This window comes from Enterobacter adelaidei, from assembly GCF_041937165.1.
GTDB lineage: Bacteria > Pseudomonadota > Gammaproteobacteria > Enterobacterales > Enterobacteriaceae > Enterobacter > Enterobacter adelaidei.
Window position 1 is genome coordinate 2,456,991 of the sequence record NZ_CP154353.1, and the last position, 23,393, is coordinate 2,480,383.

Consider the following 23,393-nt stretch of genomic DNA (forward strand, 5'->3'; position numbering starts at 1 on the left):
AATGAGTAAAACAGAAATAATACTCATCTTAATTATTTTGAGCCTTATTATATTTGGTTTTTGGTTTATTTTTAGTGGTGAAATCTGGTATCTCGTAGAAATTCTGGAAAACAGCCTCTACCCTACCTTCGATGCGTTATAAAACACGTTTAATTTATTGTTTCACCTACCGAATTTGTCAGCTATCCGAATCCCTTAACGCCACGTAAAATGCGCGGCGTTATCATCCAATAACGTTGATAACAAATCACTAAATCATTTGCTTATGTTGCCCGTTCTCTGACGGGCTTTTTTTATTTCCGGCATTTCAGCCATACCAGGCTATATCTTAATCATCTTTATTCACAGAGGTGAGGAATGATGAGCAAGAAGATCCTGATGCTGGTTGGCGATTACGCCGAAGATTACGAAACGATGGTGCCCTTTCAGGCTTTACAGATGATTGGTCACCAGGTTGATGCTGTCTGCCCCGATAAATCAAAGGGCGATTATGTCATGACGGCGATCCATGATTTTGACGGTGCCCAGACCTATAGCGAGAAACCCGGTCACCGTTTTACGCTCAATGCCGACTTTTCCGCAGTAAAAGAGCAGGACTACGACGCACTGCTTATCCCCGGCGGGAGAGCCCCCGAATATCTGCGGTTAAATGATGACGTGCTGAAGCTGGTACAGGCATTCGACGCCGCGCGTAAACCGATTGCCGCCGTGTGTCACGGCCCGCAATTGCTTGCTGCCGCAGGCATTCTGAAAGGACGTACCTGTAGCGCCTACCCGGCCTGTGCCCCTGAAGTCCGTCTCAGCGGCGGACACTACGCGAATATTGGCATCGATCAGGCACATGTGGACGGCAATCTGGTTACTGCTCCCGCCTGGCCTGCACATCCTCAGTGGCTGGCGAAATTTAATGCATTGCTAGAATAGTGCGGTAAGTAAAAACTGGCGCAGCTTAGCGCCAGTTTCGCTTAGGTGATGGCTATACGTCAGTGCTTCTCGATATACATCGTACGGCTATATGCCACGTCTTCCGGGTTATTGATGGGATATCCTTTCACCCAGGGCTTAATCAGTCGACCATTGGTGTACTGGTAAATTGGCGCGATGGGGGCTTTCTCCATGAGGATTTTCTCCGCCATGTTGTAGTCCGCGTTACGCGCTTTCGCCGTCGTTTCCAGCGTCGCCTGGTGAACAATTTTATCGTAAGCCGGATCGTTAAAACGCGAAATATTACCGGTATGAGTTGACGTCAGCAGCGACAGGAACGTCGAGGGTTCGTTGTAATCACCGACCCATGAGGCGCGGATTACGTCAAAATTGCCGGTGTTGCGGCTATCAATGTAGGTTTTCCACTCCTGGTTTTGCAGTTTGACATCCACACCAAGATTTTTCTTCCACATGGACGCCACCGCAATGGCGATTTTCTGGTGGTTTTCGGATGTGTTATACAGCAGGTTCAATTTCAGCGGGCGCTGAGGACCGTAACCCGCAGCCTGCAGCAAGGTTTTTGCCTGAGCATTCAGCTCCTGCTGTGACATCTGCTCAAACGGTGAAGACTCTGGGGTAAAGCCCGCCGTCACGTCTGGGGTAAAATGCCAGGCTGGCTTCTCACCGGTCCCTAATACCTTTTCCGCCATAATGCGGCGATCGATGGTCATACTCAGCGCCAGACGAACGCGGGCATCCGCCGTCGGTCCCTTTTGCGTGTTAAACGCGTAATAATAGGTACCCAGTTGAGGCGGAGTATAAACTTGCCCCGGTATATCCTTCAGGAGTTTCTGATACATGTTTTTCGGGAACGATTCGGTAATATCAATATCTCCCGCCAGATAGCGTTTGGTGGCAGACGACTCCTGATTGATTGGAATGAACGTCACTTTTTGCAGGACAGTTTTTGCATTGTCCCAGTAATGCGTATTTGGAACGACAACCAGTTTTTCATTCACCACGCGGTCGTTAAGAACGTATGCGCCATTTCCAACCAGAGCTCCTGGACGCGTCCATTCCTTACCACTTTCAACGTTGGCTTTTTGCACCGGATAGAACGCAAAGCTTGCTGTCAGGTTGCTAAACCACGGCAGCGGTTTGTCCAGCTGAACGCGTAATGTTCTGTCATCGACCGCCGTCACGCCCAGCGTATCAGGTGCTGCTTTACCATCAATAATCGCCTGCGCGTTGTTGATACCTGCCAGTGCGGCAAACCAGGCAAACGGAGAGGTGGTTTTCGGGTCGACCAGACGCTGCCAGCTGTAGACAAAATCCTTCGCGGTGACCGGGGAACCGTCAGACCATCTGGCGTTATCACGCAGGGTGAACGTCCAGATACGGTTATCGTTGCTCTGCCAGCGCGTCGCCACGCCCGGGGTCAGTTCCCCCTTCTCGTTCTGATTCACCAGCCCTTCGAAGAGATCGCGAATCACCTGAATCTCTGGCAACCCCACCGCTTTTGCCGGATCGAGCGAGGCAGGCTCATCTTTAATATGTCTGACCAGCTCCTGTTGTTGCGCCAGTACCGTGCCCTGTGGCACATCAGCAGCGTACGAGAGTGTTGAGAGTCCGCACAGACATAGTGCAGCACAAAGACGCGAGACAGGATGCTTCATACGATCCCCTTTAATGAATTCAGATAACAAGCAGATGCGTAATTATTTGTTTCGAAAAAGAGAAATGCAAATACCTTCGCCCGGAAAAGTGATTTGCGACAATTCTCAACCGATAAGGAAACTATTTGATTAACAGCGAATTTTGCACAACACTGCCTGTAGAGACTTCTTTATCAGGATTTCGTATGGCAATCACCCGACCAAGAGCGGAACGAGGCGCCTTTCCGCCGGGCGCTGAGCAATATGGCCGCTCATTTTTAGGCGCATCGCTGATCTGGTTCCCTGCCCCCGATGCCGATCGCAATAGCGGTCTGGTCATTGCCGGCACGCATGGCGATGAAAATTCCTCTATCGTCACGCTCTCATGTGCACTGAGAACACTGACGCCCAAACTACGGCGTCATCACGTCATTCTGGCGGTGAATCCGGATGGATGTCAGCTTGGATTACGCGCGAATGCGAGAGGAGTCGACTTAAACCGTAATTTCCCGGCAGCAAACTGGCATGCCGGGGAAACGGTTTATCGCTGGAACAGCGCCGCCGAAGAGCGGGATGTGGTCCTGCTGACGGGAGACACCCCGGGTTCGGAGCCGGAAACGCAAGCGTTGTGCCAGCTTATCCATAAGATCCACCCCGCCTGGATTGTCTCCTTCCACGATCCGCTGGCCTGCATTGAAGATCCACGGCACACCGAACTGGGCGCATGGCTGGCAGAGGCTTTCGCCCTGCCGCTGGTTACCAGCGTTGGCTATGAAACGCCCGGCTCATTCGGAAGCTGGTGCGCCGATTTGAGCTTACCGTGTATCACCGCTGAATTCCCGGCAATCTCATCCGATGAAGCCAGCGAAAAATACTTAAAAGCGATGGTGGAACTTCTGCGCTGGCAGCCTCAAAGATGAAGCACGCCGCTGGTAAAATTAAGCGCCGGTGAAACGTCAACCGCCAGCCATGTCGGGCCATCCAGGTCAGCAAAACTGGCCTGATTGACCAGCGGGAGTGCCGCATTGATCGCCCGGGATGTACAAAGCATGCATCCCAGCATCACGGAAAAACCCTCCGACCGGGCCTGAGCCGCCAGGGCCAGCGCTTCCGTTAGCCCACCGGTTTTGTCGAGCTTAATGTTGATCATCTCATAGCTGCCCTGTAGCCCGCTCAGACTCTCGCGGGTATGACAGCTTTCATCCGCGCACACAGGCAACGGATGGATAAAATTCTTCAGCGCCGCATCATCCTTTGCGGGTAGAGGTTGTTCCAGCATCGCCACGCCCAGGTCAGCCAGCAGCTGACATCGCGCGGCAAGCCCTTCGGGATGCCATGATTCGTTGGCGTCAACAATCAGTGTGGCCGACGGCACTGCCGCGCGAATGGCAACCATTCTTTCGCTAATCAGACGATCGTCGAGCTTCACCTTTAACAGGGTGGCCCCTGCATCAAAAAGCGCTTTTGCGCTGGCAGCCATCTGCTCCGGCTCACCAATAACAACGGTTTGCGCCGTAACGACCGATTGCGGCAAGGTCACCCCCAGCAACGATGTCAGGGATTTTTGCTCTTTAGCAGCTTCAAGATTCCAGAGCGCGCAATCAATAGCGTTACGTGCCGCTCCTGCAGGTAAACGCTGCTGTAATGCTTCGCGCGAGAGCCCTTTTTGCAGATCGGGTACCAGAGTCATGATAGCCGCCATCACTGACGCAGCACTTTCTCCATAGCGTGGGTATGGCGTGCATTCTCCCGTACCTTTAAACCCCTCTTCTTCAATTTCAACTACCACCACACCGGCCTCACTTCGGCTGCCGCGGGAGATGACAAATGGGCTATGCAATGGCCAGGCTTCTTCATAGACTTTAACGCTTCTCATCACTGACTCCTTGCGGCCCGGAAAGGCGAAAAATTTGGTTTGCCGTGTTATCCGCTGATGGCATACACTAGCCCCGACGTTAACTATATGTAAACAGGAAGATATCTATGTCACAACTCGTTCATTTCCAGGGCAACCCGGTTGCTGTTGCAGGTTCCATTCCGCAGGCTGGCAGCAAAGCCCAGGCTTTTACTCTGGTGGCTAAAGATCTGTCTGACGTCACACTGGCTCAGTTTGCGGGTAAACGCAAAGTGCTAAACATTTTCCCAAGCATTGATACCGGTGTTTGTGCTGCATCCGTACGCAAGTTCAACCAGCTGGCGACTGAAATGGACAACACGGTTGTGCTGTGCATTTCCGCTGACCTGCCGTTTGCCCAGTCTCGTTTCTGCGGTGCCGAAGGCCTGAGCAACGTTATCACCCTCTCCACTCTGCGCAGCCAGGATTTCCTGGAAAAATACGGCGTCAGCATCGCGGAAGGCCCGCTGAAAGGCCTGGCAGCACGCGCTGTACTGGTTATTGATGAAAATGACAATGTCGTATTTAGCGAACTGGTTAACGAAATCACCACCGAACCAGATTACACTGCTGCGCTGGACGTGCTGAAAGCATAATAATTGCTTAGCAATCTATACAGTACTTTCTAAACCTCGCGATGGCGGGGTTTTTTATTTCCTCAAAGCTGAATCGTTCAAGCTATTATTGCCATAATTCACATTAATTGTGCAAAACCATTCGCAATATTTAACAATATAGCGATCTATATCCCATAACCATTCCCAAAAATTCATATTTTCATGCCTGGTGAAGCACATCACATTTCCATTTTTGTTAAACCTTTAGATTTTCTTACGAAATCAAATAATCGTTTCAGCAAAAAGGAATGAAAATGAAAATCAAACTGGCGTTTACGATACTCGCAGTACTGATCTCTGGCCAAGTTGCGGCTAAAACCTGGGTGCTGACAAGTGCTGAAAGCAGCGTGGAGAAAGGGAACTGGAAGATTTCCAGCGGTGAGCTGAACGTTAAAGATCAAACGTTCAGCATTGAGCAAAAAGTCTTACACGGGGGTAAACAGGAAGGCAGTAAAGTCATCATCATCAGCAGTAAAAATGGACTGACAATTGCGTTAAGCCCGACTCGTGGCATGGATCTCCTGCATGTCGAAGGGTTTGGTACCAAACTCGGGTGGAATTCCCCAGTTAAAGAGGTCGTGAACCCGGCCTATATTAATCTGGAAAGTCGAAACGGGCTCGGCTGGCTGGAAGGTTTCAATGAGATGATGGTGCGATGTGGCTATGAGTGGACAGGCCATCCGGTCACCGCTGATGGACAAATCTATACCCTTCACGGTAAGGCGGGTAATACGCCTGCCTCGCAGGTGGAAGTGGAAGTTGCTGATGCTGCCCCACATGAGATTCGCATTCGCGGTTTAATCAAAGAGAGTACGTTCAAGAAAGCCGATCTGCAGACCATGACCGAACTGCGTTACGTTCCTGGAAGCAACCAGTTCAGCCTGCATGATGTTCTGACTAACCATGCTGATTACCCTCATGATTATCAAATCATCTATCACAGTAACTTTGGAACACCGATCCTCGAAGAAGGCGCTCGATTCCTTGCCCCGGCGGTAAGCGTGAGCCCATTCAATGATTACGCCAAAGCCGGTGTTAACGACTGGCAGACTTATGCAGGGCCAACAAAAGGCTTTGATGAGATGGTCTTTAATATCAAACCGCTCGCGGATAATAACCACGAAACGCTTGCAGCAGTGATCAATAAAGCCGGTGATAAAGGTGCGTCAATTCAGTTTGATACTCGCCAGTTGCCCGTGCTGACTCTCTGGAAAAACACCGACACGCTGAAACAGGGTTATGTCACAGGTATTGAGCCAGGCACCAGCTACGCGTACCCCGTCACCATCGAACGCGAGCAGAAACGCGTTAAGCAGCTGCAGCCAGGAGCCAGCACGCAGTTTGATTTGACCTATACCCTGCTTCACAACCCGCAACAGGTGAAAGATGTGGAAAACAGAATTGCGTCGATTCAGGGAGACACCAAAACAGAAATCGTAACCACGCCTCTTGCGAAGGAATAAGCAAAAAGAAAAAAGCCTCTTTACAGAGGCTTTTTGTTATTCGTCGCCCTTCTTATGATTTAAACCATACTCACGCAGCTTATTCGCTATCGCGGTATGCGAGACACCAAGACGCTTTGCCAGCTTGCGGGTGCTTGGATAGCTGCGATAAAGCTGTGTCAGCACTGAACGCTCGAAACGGCTGGTGATCTCATCCAGTGAACCTTCCATCGCCTCTTCACCGACGGATACTGACCCGGCGTCGTAATCTGGCAACAAGATATCCTGCGGACGTAATTCATATCCTTCCAGCTGCGTCAGAGCCCGATAAACGGCATTTTTGAGCTGACGAATATTGCCCGGCCAGCCATAGCGCATTAATACCGTGCCGAGATCGGCAGACAGCTTAGGACGTGGAACCCCCTGCTCGTCGGCAAAGCGAGCCACAAACAGTTCGGTTAACGGCATGATATCCTGCGGACAATCGCGCAGCGGTGGAATGTTGAGTGTCAGGACGTTGAGGCGATAATAGAGATCCTCGCGGAAGATCCCCTTTTGCACCAGTTCCACCAGGTTTTTCTGGGTGGCGCAAATGACGCGCACGTCCACATGCACTTCATGATCCTCACCCACGCGGCGGAACGTACCATCGTTCAGGAAACGCAGCAGCTTAGCCTGCATACGTGGCGACATTTCGCCGATCTCGTCCAGCAGCACGGAACCGCCATTAGCCTGTTCGAAGAACCCTTTTTTGCCTTCCGGGGCGTGACCGAATAACTCGCTTTCGACGGCATCTTCAGGGATGGAGGCGCAGTTAAGCGCCAGATACGGTTTTGCAGCGCGCGGGCTCGCCAGGTGTACGGCGTGAGCGAGCAGGTCTTTCCCGGTGCCGGTATCGCCGGTAATCAGCAGCGGCGCAGTCAAACTCGCGAGCTTACGGGCCTGGTCAATCACATGACGCATTTTCGGGCTGACGGCAATAATCTGGCTGAATGCCCCTACATCCTGACTGGAGAGGTTTTGCAACTGACGTCCCATACGTAACGTTGATCGCAGCATGATCACCGCACCAGTTAACACGCGGGTATTGCTTTCCCCTTTCAGATAGACCGGCGTGATCTCCATCAGGAAATTCTGTCCGTTGATAACAACGTGCTCACTATGTGTGTTCTGGGGGTTGCTGTCCAGCCAGCGCTGGAAGTTAAAACCGGGAATCAACTGCGCGGCGTTGTGGTTGCTGAGCTTGTCCTGGCTCTGCGCAAAAAGCTGGCAGCTGGCGTGGTTAACGCGTTCTACTTTGCTTTTCAAATCCAGAGAGAGGAAAGGCTCTGGCATCGCTTCCAGCAGCGCGCTCAGCGCCAGATGCTCACGCTCAGAGGGCATCCACGGGATAGTCCGTACATCCGTAACGCCAGCGATACGGCGGATTTCGGCCATCAGGCTACTGAAGGTATTAAATTCAATTTCGGAAAAATTGAGGTAAATCTTCCCGACAGGGTCGATCTCAATGCCACGTAAATCAATGCTACGTAAAACAAGAAGATCGAGTAATTCGCGGGTCAGACCGAGACGGTCTTCACAGAAGACTTCAAGACGCATGGGAAATTCACCGTTTTAAGCCAATAACAGTAAAATGATATGTCAGAACACGGTGATCCGGAAGATGGCTGTCAACAAATATTGACAGCCAGCACGATTAGTGAACAAAACCTCACGGGGCAGGTTTTTTATTGAGCGTTTCTTTGAGCTGACCGATCAACTCGCGCCTGAAATCCCCCAGCCGCGGCTTGTCGTCATCAATCCAGGGAAGCGGACGACAGACTTCCATCGCTTTAATGCCTAAACGCGCCGTCAATAAACCCGCCCCAATACCCTGAGCAGCACGGGCTGAGAGCCGTGCCGCCAGATCCTGCGACATCCAGTCCATTCCCACTTCGCGCACCAGCTCACTCGCACCGGCAAAGGCGATATTGAGCAAAACCAGTTTAAACAGTCTGAGCCGGCTGTAATAACCCAACTCGATGCCGTAAAGATTCGCGATACGGTTAATCAGGCGCAAGTTACGCCAGGCGATAAATGCCATATCGACCAGCGCCAGCGGGCTAACGGCAATCATCAACGTGGATTCCGCCGCAGAGCGGCTAATCTCGCGCCGCGCCTGGGCATCCAGCACCGGCTGGACCATATGAGAATAGAGCGTTACCACTTCGCGGTCATTCTGGGTTTCATGGATGGCGGCATACCAGCGCTGAAGTGCCGGATGCGATTGATCAATTCCTGCCTGACTGGCGAGCTTTTCACAAAATGCGCGACCTTTTCCGGTAGCGTGACTGTGGAGCAGATCCCGCGCTTCATCGCGCTCATGCGCGCGCTGCCGCAGACGCCAGAGGCGACGCCACTCCGTTACAACCGAGCCAATACCCGCCCCCACAATCAGAGCACCCGCAGCACACCCGCCGAGCGCAACCCAGTCCTGGGTTTGCCAGGCATTCATCGTCCATTGTACGCCCTGCCCAACCACACTTACGCCAAACAGCGCCAGACCGGCGGTGACCATCTTGCGCCACAGGCTGCGTTTCGGGCGTAAAGCAGCCTCAACGACAGCTTCCGCCTGGCCTTCCTCTACATCAGGCTCCTCCGTCAGCGCCGGGGCAAAGTTTTCAGCCTGCGCACCACTGAACGTTTGTGCCGTTTTAAACGCTTCCTGATTCTTTTGCTCAAGCGTTCCGGTAAAGTCTATGCGTGGTTTTAACGGTTCCGTCATCGCAATTTATCTCCAATCAAAAACTCCAGTGCCGCATCCAGACGAATGTGCGGTAACGGTTGATCGACGCTCATGGCCTGGGGTCGGAAGGCTTCAAACTGGAAGCCCTGGCTCTGCCAGAACGCCTGGCCTGGAAGCCGTGCAGGAACTTCGCCCGGATACACGGTAAGTGGCTCGCCGTCGCTGAGACGGTTCCCGCGCAATGCCGGTATTTTTTCGCCGTTAAGGTCTATCAGCCCACTTTGCGTCGCCTGCACGGACGCCAGCCCGAGGCAATCCATGCTGATCCCTTCGAAAGCGGCATTTTGCCAGGCATCCTGAACCAGTTGTTGCAGCAGCGACACCATATTGGCGTGTTGATCGACCGTAACATGATCGGCTTTGGTGGCCGCAAACAGCAGCTTGTCGATCACCGGCGAGAACAGCCGGCGAAATAACGTCCGCTGACCATAGTGAAAACTCTGCATCAGCTGTGTCAGCGCGAGGCGCATATCGTTGAAAGCCTGTGGCCCGCTGTTAAGCGGCTGAAGACAATCCACCAGCACTATCTGACGATCAAAACGTAAAAAGTGGTTTTTGTAGAAACCTTTGACCACCTTTTCACAGTAGTAATTGTAACGCTCGCGCAGCATCCCGGCATTCGTGTGCTTGTCGGCCTGAGCCAGTTTTGACTCTCCGGTGCCATCCACGTCCGGCCACGGGAAGAACTGCAGCGCGGGCGCTCCGGCTAAATCCCCCGGCAGGACAAAACGCCCCGGCTGGATAAAATGCAGCCCTTCCTGTTTGCACTGATGCAGATACGCCGTCCAGGCTTCCGCGATAGCCGCCAGACGGTTTTCATCAGCAGGCGCGAGCGGATCTAAGCCTTCGCACAATTGCCGCCATTTTGCTGACCACTCCGCGCGGTGACCCTGTAACAAACTCGTCATCTGACGGGACCAGCTAAGATAATCCTGCGCCAGCATGGGTAAATCGAGCAGCCATTCGCCAGGATAATCGACGATTTCAAGATACAGTGTTGAGGTATCTTTGAAGTGGCGCATCAGGGATTCATTGGAACGAAAGCGTAACGCAAGACGAATTTCACTTACCCCTCGGGTTGGCGTCGGCCACGTTGGTGGGTCGCCATAAAGCTGTGCCAGCCCTTCATCATACGTAAATCGTGGAATGCCAAAATCGCGCTGAGGTACGCGCTTAACCCCCAGCAGACGCTCTTCCCGCACGGCGCTAAGCAAAGGCAAGCGTGCCCCGGCGTGCAGGTTAAGAAGCTGATTCACCATCGCGGTGATAAATGCCGTCTTACCACTGCGGCTCAAACCTGTCACCGCCAGACGCAAATGACGGTCAACACCGCGGTTCACCAGTGAATTGAATTCGTTCTTAAGTCGCTTCATCGCCGTCCTTTTTGCCTGAAGGATTATCTCTTTTTAAAAATATGACATGGGGGCTACATGAAAGGAATAAAACCGTACAGTGAAACGGCACGCTGATGCGCATGCCATACCACTATTATTTAAATTTTCCTGCGAGACGTCCGGCCAGTTTCTGCAGCAGTGGCTCCAGCGCCACGGCCAGCAACAATCTGACGGGCTTACGGGCAACAGATTTGATTGCCCACCCCGCCACACCCGCCGGGCCGTAACGTAACGCCGTCAGCAGGACCAGTTTACTTGCGATTTTCAGGCCGGGTTTGACCTTCTGACCGGCCTGTTGCCAGTTTTGCTTCATGTAGGCTCTCTCTTAAAGCTGACGAAAACGACTGCGCAGCGTAAAGGTATCCGAGGTGACATAGCGCTCCATTTCCCGCAACCGCTTTTCACCTGCGGCCAGTTGATCGTCCACTGCATTCAGGAGATCGCTGCTGGTTGGCGCACCTTCCGCAGCCAGTTCACCTTCCGGCATCGGGTCGAGCACAAATGACAGAATGATGTACGCCACCAGGGTGATAAACGCCAGGCCGAAGAAAATAGACAATACCGTGACGACACGGACCAGCTTCACTGGAACATCAAGATAATGGGCCAGCCCGGCGCAGACGCCGCGCACCATACCCTGCTGCGGAATTCGCCACAGTTTTTTGTTCAGATTCAGTCCAGACATTAACGATCCCTCCAGTTTGGATGCTCGGCATCCAGGATATCTTCCAGTGCCTGAATGCGTTCGCGCATTTTATTCGCCTGTTCGGATAGCTGTACCAGACGCTGTTGTTCATTCTGGGAAAGCTCGCCCCGTGAAGAACGGTTGCTGTAGTGCAGCCATAACCAAATCGGCAAAACGAACAGCACGAAAATAGTCAGAGGTATGGCCAGAAAAAGCGCGCTCATGTGTACTCCTTGTCTTACGATGCATGGCGGCACGCTCAGGTGCCGCATAAATTATTATTGGTTATCTTGCTTCATTTTGGCTTTCAGTGCCGCCAGCTGCTCGCTGATTTCATCGTCGGCTTTCAGGTCAGCGAACTGTTGATCCAACGACTTCTGCTTACCGATGCTATGGCTTTCGGCTTCCGCTTCCATTTGATCGATACGACGTTCAAACGATTCAAAACGCGCCATCGCTTCATCCAGTTTACCGCTGTCCAGCTGACGGCGAACGTCTCGTGAAGAGCTTGCCGCCTGGTGGCGCAGAGCCAATGCCTGTTGACGCGCACGGGTTTCGCTCAGTTTGTTTTCAAGCTCACCAATCTCTTTCTTCATGCGGTTGAGAGTGTCATCCACCAGCGTCACTTCATGCTCAAGCGCTGCAATCATGTCCGCCAGCTTCTGTTTTTCAATCAACGCTGCACGGGCCAGATCTTCTTTATCTTTACGCAGCGCGAGCTCGGCTTTTTCCTGCCATTCGTTCAGCTGAGCGGTAGCCTGTTCAATACGACGCGTTAACTGTTTCTTCTCAGCCAGCGCACGGGCGGAGGTAGAACGCACTTCAACCAGCGTGTCTTCCATCTCCTGAATCATCAGACGTACCAGCTTCTGCGGATCTTCCGCTTTCTCAAGCAGTGAGTTGATGTTGGCGTTCACGATGTCGGCAAAACGAGAAAAAATACCCATAATCTAGTCCTCATAGTTCTGTTATCGGGCAATGCCCTGCTGTACAGATAATACAAATACCATGCCAGTTTTTTATCTTATTGATTTTAATCGAACTGATTGATTTTAACGCAACGGATAACTATGCTTACCTGGTGAATATCGCTAAGGAGTGGTTAATTTCATCATGCCTGGATACAAAGACAATCTACTCGGTGAAGCAAACAGTTTTCTGGAAGTGCTGGAACAGGTCTCTCGCCTCGCGCCGCTGAATAAACCGGTGCTCATCATTGGTGAGCGCGGTACGGGTAAGGAACTGATCGCCAACCGCCTGCATTATCTATCCGGGCGCTGGGATGGCCCCTTCATTTCCCTCAACTGTGCGGCGCTGAATGAAAATCTGCTCGACACCGAGCTTTTCGGCCATGAAGCGGGCGCGTTTACCGGCGCTCAAAAACGCCATCCGGGGCGTTTTGAACGCGCCGATGGCGGCACACTCTTTCTTGATGAACTGGCCACCGCCCCCATGCTGGTGCAGGAAAAACTGCTGCGCGTGATTGAGTACGGCGAGCTGGAACGCGTCGGCGGCAGCCAGCCGCTGCAGGTCAATGTACGCCTGGTGTGCGCCACTAACGCCAACCTGTCGGAAATGGTGGCGGAGGAAAAATTCCGTGCCGATCTGCTTGATCGCCTGGCTTTTGACGTCGTTCAGCTTCCACCGCTGCGCGAGCGCAAAAGCGACATCATGCTGCTGGCAGAGCAGTTTGCTATTCAGATGTGCCGGGAGCTCGGCCTGCCGCTGTTTCCAGGTTTCAGCGAATCTGCTCAGGAAACACTCCTTGCTTACCGCTGGCCGGGCAATATCCGTGAACTGAAAAACGTCGTTGAGCGCTCGGTTTATCGCCACGGCAGCAGTGAGACGGAGCTGGATAACATCATTATCGATCCTTTCCAGCGCACCATGCAGCCGGCTTCCGCACCGTCGTTAGCGAGCGAGTCACCCACTCTTCCTCTTGATTTGCGTCAGTTTCAGCATCATCAGGAGCAGCAATTGCTTGAGCAAAGTCTGAAGACGGCGAAATATAACCAGAAACGCGCGGCTGAACTCCTGGGTCTGACCTACCATCAATTAAGGGCATTGCTCAAAAAGCATCAAATGCGCTGACAATATCAGCACTTACCCGCAGACATTTTTACGAAGCAGGCGTAAGTGCGATACACTTTGCAGATCGAACCTAAAAACCTTAAAAATTATGCGTCTGGTTTTATCGTCCTTTTTTGCACTCGGTCTCTTCAGCAGCCTGGCCTTTGCTGCGCCCGAGCACGTTGCGCAGCCTGATATTCGTGACAGCGGCTTCGTCTATTGCGTAAGCGGTCAGGTGGATACTTTCAACCCGCAAAAGGCGGGCAGCGGCCTGATTGTCGATACGCTTGCCGCACAACTTTACGATCGTCTGCTGGATGTCGATCCTTACACTTATCGTCTGGTGCCTGAGCTTGCGGAAAGCTGGGAAGTGCTTGATAACGGCGCCACCTACCGTTTTCATCTGCGTGATGATGTCGCGTTTCAAAAAACGCCGTGGTTTACCCCAACGCGCAAGCTGAATGCGGATGATGTGGTCTTTACCTTCCAGCGAATCTTTAACCGCAACCACCCGTGGCATAATGTTAACGGCAGCAACTTCCCCTATTTCGACAGCCTGCAGTTTGCCGACACGGTTAAAAGCGTGCGCAAGCTGGATAACCGGACCGTTGAATTTACACTGACGCGCCCGGATGCCTCTTTCCTCTGGCACCTGGCAACCCATTATGCGTCAGTCATGTCTGCTGAATATGCGGCGAATCTGACTAAATCGGACCATCAGGAGCAGCTCGATCGTCAACCTGTCGGCACCGGTCCGTTCCAGCTCGCCGAATACCGCGCGGGTCAATATATTCGCCTGCAACGTCACGAGCATTTCTGGCGCGGTACACCGCTGATGCCGCAGGTCGTGGTCGATCTCGGTTCTGGCGGGACGGGAAGACTGTCAAAACTGCTGACCGGGGAGTGCGACGTGCTCGCCTGGCCTGCTGCCAGCCAGCTCACCATTTTGCGCGACGATCCGCGCCTGCGCCTGACGTTGCGCCCGGGTATGAATATTGCCTATCTGGCGTTTAATACCGACAAACCGCCGTTAAATAATCCTGCCGTCCGCCATGCCCTTGCGCTGGCGATCAACAATCAGCGCCTGATGCAGTCGATCTACTACGGCACGGCGGAAACCGCCGCCTCAATTTTACCGCGCGCCTCATGGGCCTATGACGGTGAAGCTAAAATTACGGAGTACAATCCGGCAAAAGCGCGTGAACAACTGAAAGCGCTGGGCGCGGAAAACCTGACCCTGCAACTTTGGGTGCCCACCAGCTCCCAGGCATGGAACCCAAGCCCACTGAAAACCGCCGAACTGCTACAGGCGGATATGGCGCAGGTGGGCGTGAAAGTGATCATCGTACCGGTTGAGGGTCGTTTCCAGGAGGCACGCCTGATGGACATGAACCATGATTTAACCCTGACCGGCTGGGCGACCGACAGTAACGATCCGGACAGCTTCTTCCGGCCGCTTCTGAGCTGTGCGGCGATCAACTCGCAGACCAACTATGCCCACTGGTGTAACCGGGAGTTTGACGCTGTGCTGCAAAAAGCACTGGCTTCCCAGCAGCTGGCCTCACGTATCGACGCCTATGATGAAGCACAGAAGATCCTTGCCCAGGAGTTGCCCGTACTGCCGCTGGCCTCTTCCCTGCGCCTTCAGGCCTATCGTTATGATATTAAAGGTCTGGTGTTGAGCCCGTTTGGCAACGCCTCGTTCGCCGGAGTGTCGCGCGAAAAAGAACAAGAGGTGAAAAAACCATGATTATTTTTACCTTACGTCGGCTTCTTCTGTTGCTGGTGACGCTCTTTTTCCTGAATTTCGTCGGCTTCAGCCTGAGCTATTTCACGCCGCATGCCCCACTTCAGGGGTCATCGCTGTGGGATGCCTGGATCTTCTGGTTTAACGGTCTACTGCACTGGGATTTTGGCGTCTCCAGCATTAACGGGCAGTTGATCTCCGATCAGCTAAAAGAGGTTTTTCCGGCCACGATGGAGTTGTGCATTCTGGCCTTCGGCTTTGCTTTGATGGTCGGCATTCCCGTGGGCATGCTGGCCGGAATTTATCGCAACAAATGGCAGGATAAGTTTATCAGCGCTCTCGCCCTGCTCGGCTTCTCGATCCCTGTCTTCTGGCTGGCGCTGCTGCTGACGCTTTTCTTCTCACTGACCATGGGCTGGCTCCCGGTCTCCGGTCGTTTTGACCTGCTCTATACCGTTAAATCGGTGACCGGTTTTGCAATCATAGACGCATGGCTCTCTGATTCGGTGTGGCGTCATGAGATGATCGTCAGCGCGCTGCGCCATATGGTATTGCCGGTGCTAACGCTGGCGGTTGCCCCAACGACCGAAGTGATCCGTCTGATGCGTCTGAGCACCATCGAGGTGTTTGATCAAAACTATGTCAAAGCCGCCGCCACGCGTGGATTATCACGTCTGACCATTTTGCGCCGTCATGTGCTACACAATGCGCTGCCGCCGGTGATCCCACGTCTGGGGCTACAGTTCTCGACCATGTTAACGCTGGCAATGATCACCGAGATGGTCTTTAGCTGGCCGGGGCTCGGACGCTGGCTGATAAACGCCATCCGCCAGCAGGACTATGCGGCTATTTCCGCAGGTGTCATGGTGATTGGCTCGCTGGTGATTATTGTTAACGTGATCTCCGATATTTTGGGTGCGATGGCTAACCCATTGAAGCATAAGGAATGGTATGCCTTACGATAACGTATACAGTGAAAAGCGCACGCCCGGTGTGCTGCGTACCGTGTGGCGTAAATTCTATGGTGACACCACGGCAATGATCGGCCTGTATGGCTGTGCCGGTCTGGTCTTGCTTTGCGTCTTTGGCTCGTGGTTTGCGCCGTATGGCATTGACCAACAGTTCCTTGGCTATCAACTGCTGCCGCCTTCCTGGTCACGCTACGGCGAGGTCTCTTTCTTCCTGGGCACTGACGACCTTGGGCGCGATGTGTTAAGCCGCCTGTTGAGCGGTGCAGCGCCAACGGTGGGTGGCGCATTTGTGGTGACCTTTGCGGCAACGATCTGTGGTCTGGCGCTCGGCATTTTTGCAGGTTCCACCCATGGCCTGCGTTCGGCGGTGTTGAACCACATTCTGGACACCCTGCTCTCGATCCCGTCTCTGCTGCTGGCAATCATTGTCGTCGCGTTTGCGGGTCCGCATCTGTCGCATGCCATGTTCGCCGTCTGGCTGGCAATTTTACCCCGCATCGTTCGTTCGGTTTACAGCATGGTGCATGATGAGCTGGAAAAAGAGTATGTCGTCGCTGCCCGTCTGGACGGGGCAACAACGTTCAATATTCTGTGGTTCGCCGTTCTGCCGAACATCGCTTCCGGGCTGGTCACCGAGATCACCCGCGCCCTGTCGATGGCGATTCTGGACATCGCGGCGCTCGGTTTCCTCGACCTCGGCGCACAGCTGCCTTCGCCTGAATGGGGTGCGATGCTCGGCGATGCCCTGGAGCTCATCTACGTGGCGCCGTGGGTGGTTATGTTGCCAGGTGCGGCCATCATGGTGAGCGTGCTGCTTATCAACCTGCTGGGCGACGGTATTCGCCGTGCAATTAACGCGGGGGTGCAATAATGCCGCTTCTTGATATTCGCAACCTCACTATCGAGTTCAAAACCGGTGAAGGCTGGGTTAAAGCCGTCGATCGCATCAGTATCACGCTCGCTGAGGGTGAAATTCGCGGGCTGGTGGGAGAATCCGGTTCGGGCAAGAGCCTGATCGCTAAAGCCATCTGCGGTGTGGCAAAAGATAACTGGCGCGTGACCGCTGACCGTATGCGGTTCGATGATATTGACCTGCTGCGCCTCTCCCACCGCGAGCGTCGTAAACTGGTGGGCCATAACGTCTCAATGATTTTCCAGGAGCCACAATCCTGTCTCGACCCGTCCGAGCGCGTGGGCAAACAGCTGATGCAGAACATACCAGGCTGGACCTATAAAGGCCGCTGGTGGCAGCGCATTGGCTGGCGCAAGCGTCGCGCCATTGAGCTGCTGCACCGCGTCGGGATCAAAGATCATAAAGATGCCATGCGCAGCTTCCCGTATGAGCTGACCGACGGCGAGTGTCAGAAAGTGATGATTGCCATCGCGCTGGCTAATCAGCCGCGTTTGCTGATTGCCGACGAACCGACAAACGCGATGGAACCGACCACGCAGGCGCAAATTTTCCGCCTGCTGTCGCGTCTCAACCAGAATAACAACACCACCATTTTGCTGATCAGCCATGACCTGCAGATGCTTAGCAAATGGGCCGACAAAATTGATGTCATGTACTGCGGGCAAACGGTCGAAACAGCGCCCAGTGAAGATTTAATCAACGCGCCGCATCATCCATACACGCAGGCGCTGATCCGTGCCATTCCGGATTTTGGCAGCGCCATGCCGCATAAGAGTCGCCTGAATACGTTGCCAGGAGCCATTCCACTGCTGGAGTCCTTGCCGATAGGCTGTCGTCTCGGCCCGCGCTGCCCGTATGCTCAGCGTAAATGTATCGAGACACCACGCCTGACCGGGGCCAAAAATCATCTTTACGCCTGTCATTTCCCACTGAACATGGAGAGAGAGTGAAATGGTCGAAACTTTGCTGGAAGTTCGCAACCTGAGTAAGACCTTTCGCTACCGTACGGGGCTGTTTCATCGTCAAACCGTAGACGCGGTGAAACCGCTGAGCTTTACGCTGCGTGAAAAACAGACCCTGGCGATCATCGGCGAGAACGGTTCCGGGAAATCCACCCTGGCGAAAATGCTCGCCGGCATGGTTGAACCGACGGCAGGCGAAGTGTTGATTGACGATCATCCCCTGGAATTCGGTGATTACTCTTTCCGTAGCCAGCGCATCCGTATGATTTTCCAGGATCCGTCAACCTCGCTCAATCCACGTCAGCGCATTTCGCAAATTCTGGATTTTCCGCTGCGTCTGAACACCGACCTGGAGCCAGAGGCGCGCCGTAAGCGTATCTTTGAAACCCTGCGTATGGTTGGGTTGTTGCCCGATCACGAAAGCTATTACCCGCATATGTTAGCCCCGGGTCAGAAACAGCGTCTGGGCCTGGCGCGCGCGTTGATTTTGCGCCCGAAAGTGATCATCGCCGACGAAGCGCTTGCCTCGCTGGATATGTCGATGCGTTCGCAGTTAATTAACCTGATGCTGGAATTGCAGGAAAAACAGGGTATCTCTTATATCTACGTCACCCAACATCTGGGGATGATGAAACACATCAGCGACCAGGTGATGGTCATGCACCAGGGCGAAGTTGTCGAGCGCGGCAGCACGGCGGATGTGATGGCCTCTCCGCTTCATGAGCTGACAAAACGGCTGATTGCCGGTCATTTCGGTGAAGCGTTGACGGCTGATGCGTGGAGAAAGGACCGCTAAGCGCGACGGTAAACACAAATCCCCCCTAAATTAAGGATTAAATAGCCTGCGTACGCTATTTAATCCTTTAATTTTTCGTCTCCACCCCTGCTCCATATTTTAAGCAATATCAATCAACAGTTCTTCTCCAGAATATCCGGACAATACGGAGGAGAAGAAATGAACACTGTCACTTACGTTCTAAAATACACAGAGTATCTCATCAGAAAATGCCGTTCATTTTTAATGACGGACCTGCACTTTCATACCATGAGGCTTAAAAGAGTATCCGGGAAAAACCCTGACATTAACTCACCCACAACGTTGAGTGAAAAAATATGCCATCGTCTGGTCTATGACCATAATAACTTCTACACGATGCTTGCCGATAAACTCGCCGTTCGGGCGTACGTTTCCTCCAGAACAACGCGCGTGAAAACAGTGCCATTAATCGGCGTTTATACGAGGCCGTCGCAGATTGATTTTTCAGTTCTTCCTGACAAATTCGTCCTTAAGTGCAACCATGACAGCGGCAGCACAATAATATGTACAAACAAATCGCAATTTAATGAAAGAGAAGCGTGTAAAAAGCTGAGCCTCGCGTTAAAGAAAAATCTTTACTACACCACGCGCGAATGGCAGTACAAAAACATTACGCCGAGTATACTTTGCGAGCCGTTTGTCGATCTCTTCGACGATGCTGACAGGAACACAACGCCCGAAATGCTGAGGATCCATTGCTTTCATGGTGTTGCTCACTATGTAGAAGCGGATTTTACGGATGATAACGGCAAAGGGTTTATCAACGTTTATGACAGGCACTGGAACTTACAACCCTTCCGGATGGAATATCCGAATACTTCAGTAGAGCCAGGCGAACCGCTCTTGTTCCGACAGGCTTTGTTGGCCTCCCAGGAGCTGGCGCATGGCATTGACTACTGCCGTGTGGACCTTATGTTAAAAAGAGACGAAATCTATTTCAGCGAGATAACCTTAAGCCCGAGACGCGGTAAACTGACGATTACCCCGCAGGAATGGGATGCTAAGTTAGGAAAAATATGGCATTTATCGCCGGCAGGCACATTTGACCTGCCGCTGAAGCTCACGAGTCGGGCCAGGTGAGTTTAAATATCGAGTGGTTTTGCGTCGATAAGGTATAGGTAACATCGCCACCATGAGCCAGCATGATGGCTTTTACCACCGACAAGCCCAAACCACAGCCTTCCGGGTTCACATGTCTGGCGCCATTATCGCGCTGAAAGGGCTGAAACAGGAAATCATGAAACTCTCCGGGGATGCCCGGTCCCCCGTCCTGAATAAGGATATAATTGCCTTTATCAGAAACGCCATTTTTCACGATGAGCGTGCGCGAGGTTGAATAGTGTAAGGCATTATCAAATAAAACGGTCAGACACTGATTGATGCGTAATGGATCGAATACGCATTGCTGATCCCTCAGGTCTGTATTGACGGTAAACGCCTTACGGCTGAACTCGGGCATGAACGTATCGAGTGCATTCTGTATTGTCCCTTTGAGATCCGTTCTGGACTGGCATAACGTGTAACCCGCCCCGCCATCCGAACTGATAACCCGGAGATCTTCAATCAGGCGGGTTAACCCTTCCGTCTGTTTGAGAAGATTATTAAACAGCACCGGGTCCGGGGTAAAAACGCCGTCAACCAACCCCTGAAGCCGTCCGCGTAAGATCGTGACTGGGGTTCTCAGCTCATGCGCAATAGCGGCATTCCAGGATTTCCTCTGAATATCCAGCGTCTGTAATTTTTCCGCCATTTCATTGAAATCCGTCACCAGGTGATTGATCTCACCCAGCCGGGAACTGGCGCAGAATGCCCTGGCGTCCAGATCGCCCTGAGAAATCTTTTTCAGGCTGGACGCTACCGCGTTTAGCGGGGTGAGGATCCGCGATGAAAGTTTGATCGTGAAAAAGAGTGCAATAATCAGACTGATCGTTGTCGCGGTCCCAATCCATACCCAGTCCCACATCGTCATCTGCTCGTCATCGCCCGCAGCAGCGCCGCCCGGGAGGTGTTCCAGAATAAAGGAGTAAAAAAACCAGGAGCCGAGTACGGCGATGGCAATGATCGTAAACGTCAACAACAGCATATACGTTAAGATCTGACGACTCAGAACAGACTCTTTGTTCATTTCTTTTCCCCAAGCCGGTAACCCATGCCTCTGATGCTCTCTGGAACACCGTAAAGGCCAGCAAGCTCCAGTTTTTTACGCAACTTGCTCATATGGCTGTCGACCGTTCTGTCGAGCGTATCCCCTTCCGGCAGACATGTGTTGAGTAGCTCTTCGCGGGAGCAGACCTTTCGCGGGTATCTCACCAGGTATGTGAGCAATTTAAATTCGGTCGTCGTTAATACCGGGGAGACAACCTCTGCCTCCACGGTGACTTCCACGTAGAAGTCATCCGGATAGACCGTAATAAATGGCGTTCTGAGCGGCTGGGAACCCGTCTGCTGAAGCGCGGGTTTTGTCCTGCGCAGCACCGCCTCAACCCGTGCGACAACTTCAGAAGGGTTGAAGGGTTTGATCACGTAATCATCCGCGCCCAGCCTCAGCCCCATGAGCTTATCGACATCCTGATCGAGAGCGGAAACCATAATGACGGGGACAACACTTTCCTGACGAATCGTGGTGAGTACACTCCAGCCGTCACATACGGGCAGGTGAATGTCCAGCAATATGAGATCAGGTTTATGGAGGCGATTGAGCGCTATGGCCTGCTCGCCCTGCCGGGCTCGGAGCGTTTTCATTCCCGAACGCTCTAAGTAGCTCATCAGTATATCGGCGATTTCGTCTTCATCTTCAACAACTAGGATCAGCGTATTTTTGTACATTTTATCTCCGTGGGTGAAAACCCTTTGAGCTCGCTATCAGATCTCTTTAGCACAATAAGACACAGCCGCCGGGAGAAAGTGCCGTAGTCACGAAAAATTCCCGGCTGATTTACCTGCCCGGTTAATTCTCCATACAGCCTACACATTTCGTCAATAAAGACTCGACAATGCCCGTACACAATCGTTATTGAGACAAAACTCTTTTTACATTGGGCGTTGCAAATTAATCCTGTTACTTAATGACTTTATGAAGTTGACTCAAATAATGAACATGGAACTTTCTAAATATTTCTCTCCCAAAAAGCTGGGCATATATTCCCTGTTCCTGCTGCTGTCCTGGGGATTACTTTATACCTGGCTGGTGCTGGTACACAAAATGGATGAAAAAGTCGCCTCAACGCTACTCTCTTCACCCATCATCTATGGCTGCATCGCATTGTCGGTTGTCTCTCTGATAATCCAGAATAAAGCTGGCGCGTTGACTGAGCTACTCGTCGTCGCCTTCTGGTTGATGGTGATTTTTGTTTATCTCATTATTACGTTCACCGTGCTGTTAAACGTGATACCTGATATCGAGGATCTGATCTTTTACTACGAGTGTTATTTGATCATTTTTTTTGGTGGAGCCCCGCTGTACCTTATTATAAGAATGATTTGAGCCGTTGCTCCACACAACCTCCACAAACCGCCCATTTCCGCTAAACAGGTGCGCGGTAGACTCTCCCTCACGCTATTTTGCACAAAAATAACTCACTGAAAAAACCTGATAAAAATTACCCATAATGATGAACCGTAATAATCTTCGTTCTTCTGAACCAGCCGGAGTAATGCACTCGCTAAAAAAACTCGCAATACGGCACCGGAAAAAACTGGTTGTCACTTTTTTCCTGGTGGTGGCCGAAAACGTGACGTTTTTACTTTATCCCGTTCTGGCTGGCATCGCGATAAATGCCATCCTCGCCGGTGAAACGCTTAACGCCGCGCTGTATGGCCTGATGGTACTTTGCATGTGGTTCATCGGTGCAGCCAGACGGAGCGTAGACACGCGCACGTTTGCACGCATTTATGCCGGACTCGCGGTTTCCGTCGTCCTGGCACAGCGCAAATATCAGCTTAACCATTCGGCGATCGCCGCCAGGGTAACGCTCTCGCGCGAATATGTAGATTTCTTTGAAATGCACCTTCCCCTGCTTATTACTTCGCTGAGCTCACTTTTTGGTGCCGCAATCATGTTGATGTTTATTGAATTTTGGGCCGGCGTCATGTGCTTTGCGATTGTATTTATCCTGCTCGGATTTGTTTCAGGATACGCCCGTAAAAATGAATGGCTGTTCATGCGCCTGAATAATCGGCTGGAAAAAGAAGTGGATTATGTTCATAAGGCGGGCACGGCCACGCTTCACCGACATTACTCCACGCTGGCGCGTTTACGTATCGCATTATCTGACCGCGAGGCGTGGGGTTATTTGTGGGTTGGCGTGCTTGTTGCCGCGCTTTTTACGCTGACCATCGTCTGGATGACGCGCTCAACCGGCATCACCGCCGGACATATTTATTCGGTGATGACCTACATGTGGATGTTCGCGACGAGCCTCGATGATGCACCGCAGCTTCTTGAGAAATTTTCGCAGCTCAGGGATATCGGTAAGCGCGTATCCACTGATGATGAAATTCACGTAACGGGACGTTAA

At 52.4% G+C, this 23,393-nt stretch carries 25 protein-coding genes; 14 read left to right on the forward strand and 11 right to left on the reverse strand.

The window, feature by feature from the left end; translation table 11 throughout:
• Nucleotide 1 precedes the first annotated feature (1 nt).
• Nucleotides 2–142 (forward strand): Ecr family regulatory small membrane protein, encoded by a 141-nt coding sequence (locus AAHF05_RS11940; RefSeq protein ID WP_147279777.1) that lies wholly within the window; start codon nucleotides 2–4, stop codon nucleotides 140–142.
• Between the two features lie 218 nt (nucleotides 143–360).
• The gene (locus AAHF05_RS11945; protein WP_028018835.1) at nucleotides 361–924 is read left to right on the forward strand and encodes a DJ-1/PfpI family protein; all 564 of its coding nucleotides are present in this window, start codon (nucleotides 361–363) and stop codon (nucleotides 922–924) included.
• 59 nt (nucleotides 925–983) lie between these two features.
• On the opposite strand, the gene AAHF05_RS11950 is transcribed toward AAHF05_RS11945, so the two are convergent.
• Nucleotides 984–2,600, reverse strand: a complete 1,617-nt coding sequence (locus tag AAHF05_RS11950; RefSeq protein ID WP_129323459.1) for an ABC transporter substrate-binding protein — start codon at nucleotides 2,598–2,600, stop codon at nucleotides 984–986.
• Between the two features lie 185 nt (nucleotides 2,601–2,785).
• Between AAHF05_RS11950 and mpaA the strand changes: the two genes are divergently transcribed.
• The gene (mpaA, locus tag AAHF05_RS11955; RefSeq protein ID WP_028018833.1) at nucleotides 2,786–3,499 is read left to right on the forward strand and encodes a murein tripeptide amidase MpaA; all 714 of its coding nucleotides are present in this window, start codon (nucleotides 2,786–2,788) and stop codon (nucleotides 3,497–3,499) included.
• Here mpaA and ycjG read toward each other — a convergent pair.
• A complete protein-coding gene (ycjG, locus tag AAHF05_RS11960) occupies nucleotides 3,490–4,455 on the reverse strand; it encodes an L-Ala-D/L-Glu epimerase (protein WP_028018832.1) in 966 nt (321 codons plus the stop codon). The genes mpaA and ycjG overlap by 10 nt on opposite strands.
• 107 nt (nucleotides 4,456–4,562) lie before the next feature.
• On the opposite strand from ycjG, the gene tpx reads away from it, so the two are divergent.
• Both tpx and AAHF05_RS11970 read left to right on the forward strand, forming a co-directional pair.
• Nucleotides 4,563–5,069 (forward strand): thiol peroxidase, encoded by a 507-nt coding sequence (tpx, locus tag AAHF05_RS11965; RefSeq protein ID WP_049006931.1) that lies wholly within the window; start codon nucleotides 4,563–4,565, stop codon nucleotides 5,067–5,069.
• Nucleotides 5,070–5,344: 275 nt separating this feature from the next.
• On the forward strand, nucleotides 5,345–6,553 hold the full coding sequence (locus AAHF05_RS11970) for an aldose 1-epimerase family protein (RefSeq protein WP_108089776.1): 1,209 nt from the start codon (nucleotides 5,345–5,347) through the stop codon (nucleotides 6,551–6,553).
• Nucleotides 6,554–6,589: 36 nt separating this feature from the next.
• Here AAHF05_RS11970 and tyrR read toward each other — a convergent pair whose 3' ends face one another.
• The 7 genes from tyrR to pspA form a co-directional block, all read right to left on the reverse strand.
• Nucleotides 6,590–8,131: a transcriptional regulator TyrR gene (gene tyrR, locus AAHF05_RS11975; RefSeq protein WP_374936332.1), complete on the reverse strand. Its 1,542-nt coding sequence runs from the start codon at nucleotides 8,129–8,131 to the stop codon at nucleotides 6,590–6,592.
• A gap of 112 nt (nucleotides 8,132–8,243) precedes the next feature.
• Nucleotides 8,244–9,296 (reverse strand): YcjF family protein, encoded by a 1,053-nt coding sequence (locus AAHF05_RS11980; RefSeq protein ID WP_028018828.1) that lies wholly within the window; start codon nucleotides 9,294–9,296, stop codon nucleotides 8,244–8,246.
• Nucleotides 9,293–10,690 carry a YcjX family protein gene (locus tag AAHF05_RS11985; RefSeq protein WP_028018827.1) on the reverse strand — a complete coding sequence of 466 codons (1,398 nt, stop codon included), beginning with the start codon at nucleotides 10,688–10,690 and terminating at the stop codon, nucleotides 9,293–9,295. Before AAHF05_RS11985 ends, AAHF05_RS11980 begins: the two co-directional genes overlap by 4 nt.
• 115 nt (nucleotides 10,691–10,805) lie before the next feature.
• Complete coding sequence (pspD, locus tag AAHF05_RS11990; protein WP_049006925.1) at nucleotides 10,806–11,024, reverse strand: phage shock protein PspD; 219 nt, start codon at nucleotides 11,022–11,024, stop codon at nucleotides 10,806–10,808.
• A 12-nt stretch (nucleotides 11,025–11,036) separates the two neighbouring features.
• Nucleotides 11,037–11,396 (reverse strand): envelope stress response membrane protein PspC, encoded by a 360-nt coding sequence (gene pspC, locus AAHF05_RS11995; RefSeq protein WP_028018825.1) that lies wholly within the window; start codon nucleotides 11,394–11,396, stop codon nucleotides 11,037–11,039.
• A complete protein-coding gene (gene pspB, locus AAHF05_RS12000) occupies nucleotides 11,396–11,620 on the reverse strand; it encodes an envelope stress response membrane protein PspB (protein ID WP_028018824.1) in 225 nt (74 codons plus the stop codon). The genes pspC and pspB overlap by 1 nt, the downstream gene beginning before the upstream one ends.
• 54 nt (nucleotides 11,621–11,674) lie before the next feature.
• Nucleotides 11,675–12,343 carry a phage shock protein PspA gene (pspA, locus tag AAHF05_RS12005; RefSeq protein ID WP_028018823.1) on the reverse strand — a complete coding sequence of 223 codons (669 nt, stop codon included), beginning with the start codon at nucleotides 12,341–12,343 and terminating at the stop codon, nucleotides 11,675–11,677.
• Nucleotides 12,344–12,509: 166 nt separating this feature from the next.
• Here pspA and pspF point away from each other — a divergent pair, with 166 nt between their 5' ends.
• From pspF to AAHF05_RS12040, 7 genes are all read left to right on the forward strand, one after another.
• Nucleotides 12,510–13,487, forward strand: coding sequence for a phage shock protein operon transcriptional activator (gene pspF, locus AAHF05_RS12010; RefSeq protein ID WP_129323458.1), 978 nt, complete (start codon nucleotides 12,510–12,512; stop codon nucleotides 13,485–13,487).
• Between the two features lie 88 nt (nucleotides 13,488–13,575).
• Complete coding sequence (gene sapA / locus AAHF05_RS12015) at nucleotides 13,576–15,216, forward strand: ABC transporter substrate-binding protein SapA (RefSeq protein ID WP_129323457.1); 1,641 nt, start codon at nucleotides 13,576–13,578, stop codon at nucleotides 15,214–15,216.
• The gene (sapB, locus tag AAHF05_RS12020; RefSeq protein ID WP_028018820.1) at nucleotides 15,213–16,178 is read left to right on the forward strand and encodes a putrescine export ABC transporter permease SapB; all 966 of its coding nucleotides are present in this window, start codon (nucleotides 15,213–15,215) and stop codon (nucleotides 16,176–16,178) included. The genes sapA and sapB overlap by 4 nt, the downstream gene beginning before the upstream one ends.
• Nucleotides 16,165–17,055 carry a putrescine export ABC transporter permease SapC gene (sapC, locus tag AAHF05_RS12025; RefSeq protein WP_028018819.1) on the forward strand — a complete coding sequence of 297 codons (891 nt, stop codon included), beginning with the start codon at nucleotides 16,165–16,167 and terminating at the stop codon, nucleotides 17,053–17,055. The genes sapB and sapC overlap by 14 nt, the downstream gene beginning before the upstream one ends.
• Nucleotides 17,055–18,047 (forward strand): putrescine export ABC transporter ATP-binding protein SapD, encoded by a 993-nt coding sequence (gene sapD / locus AAHF05_RS12030; protein WP_028018818.1) that lies wholly within the window; start codon nucleotides 17,055–17,057, stop codon nucleotides 18,045–18,047. The genes sapC and sapD overlap by 1 nt, the downstream gene beginning before the upstream one ends.
• A 1-nt stretch (nucleotide 18,048) precedes the next feature.
• Nucleotides 18,049–18,855 carry a putrescine export ABC transporter ATP-binding protein SapF gene (gene sapF, locus AAHF05_RS12035; RefSeq protein WP_028018817.1) on the forward strand — a complete coding sequence of 269 codons (807 nt, stop codon included), beginning with the start codon at nucleotides 18,049–18,051 and terminating at the stop codon, nucleotides 18,853–18,855.
• A gap of 159 nt (nucleotides 18,856–19,014) precedes the next feature.
• A complete protein-coding gene (locus tag AAHF05_RS12040; RefSeq protein ID WP_049006916.1) occupies nucleotides 19,015–19,956 on the forward strand; it encodes an ATP-grasp fold amidoligase family protein in 942 nt (313 codons plus the stop codon).
• Here the strand turns inward: AAHF05_RS12040 and AAHF05_RS12045 are convergent.
• Nucleotides 19,937–21,001 (reverse strand): ATP-binding protein, encoded by a 1,065-nt coding sequence (locus AAHF05_RS12045; RefSeq protein ID WP_028018816.1) that lies wholly within the window; start codon nucleotides 20,999–21,001, stop codon nucleotides 19,937–19,939. The two genes, AAHF05_RS12040 and AAHF05_RS12045, sit on opposite strands and share 20 nt — an antisense overlap.
• Complete coding sequence (locus AAHF05_RS12050) at nucleotides 20,998–21,702, reverse strand: response regulator (RefSeq protein ID WP_028018815.1); 705 nt, start codon at nucleotides 21,700–21,702, stop codon at nucleotides 20,998–21,000. Before AAHF05_RS12050 ends, AAHF05_RS12045 begins: the two co-directional genes overlap by 4 nt.
• Before the next feature lie 265 nt (nucleotides 21,703–21,967).
• On the opposite strand from AAHF05_RS12050, the gene AAHF05_RS12055 reads away from it, so the two are divergent.
• Both AAHF05_RS12055 and AAHF05_RS12060 read left to right on the forward strand, forming a co-directional pair.
• Entirely contained in the window at nucleotides 21,968–22,360 is a 393-nt protein-coding gene (locus tag AAHF05_RS12055; protein WP_374936333.1) for a transporter, read from the forward strand.
• 169 nt (nucleotides 22,361–22,529) lie between these two features.
• Entirely contained in the window at nucleotides 22,530–23,393 is an 864-nt protein-coding gene (locus tag AAHF05_RS12060; RefSeq protein ID WP_028018813.1) for an ABC transporter six-transmembrane domain-containing protein, read from the forward strand.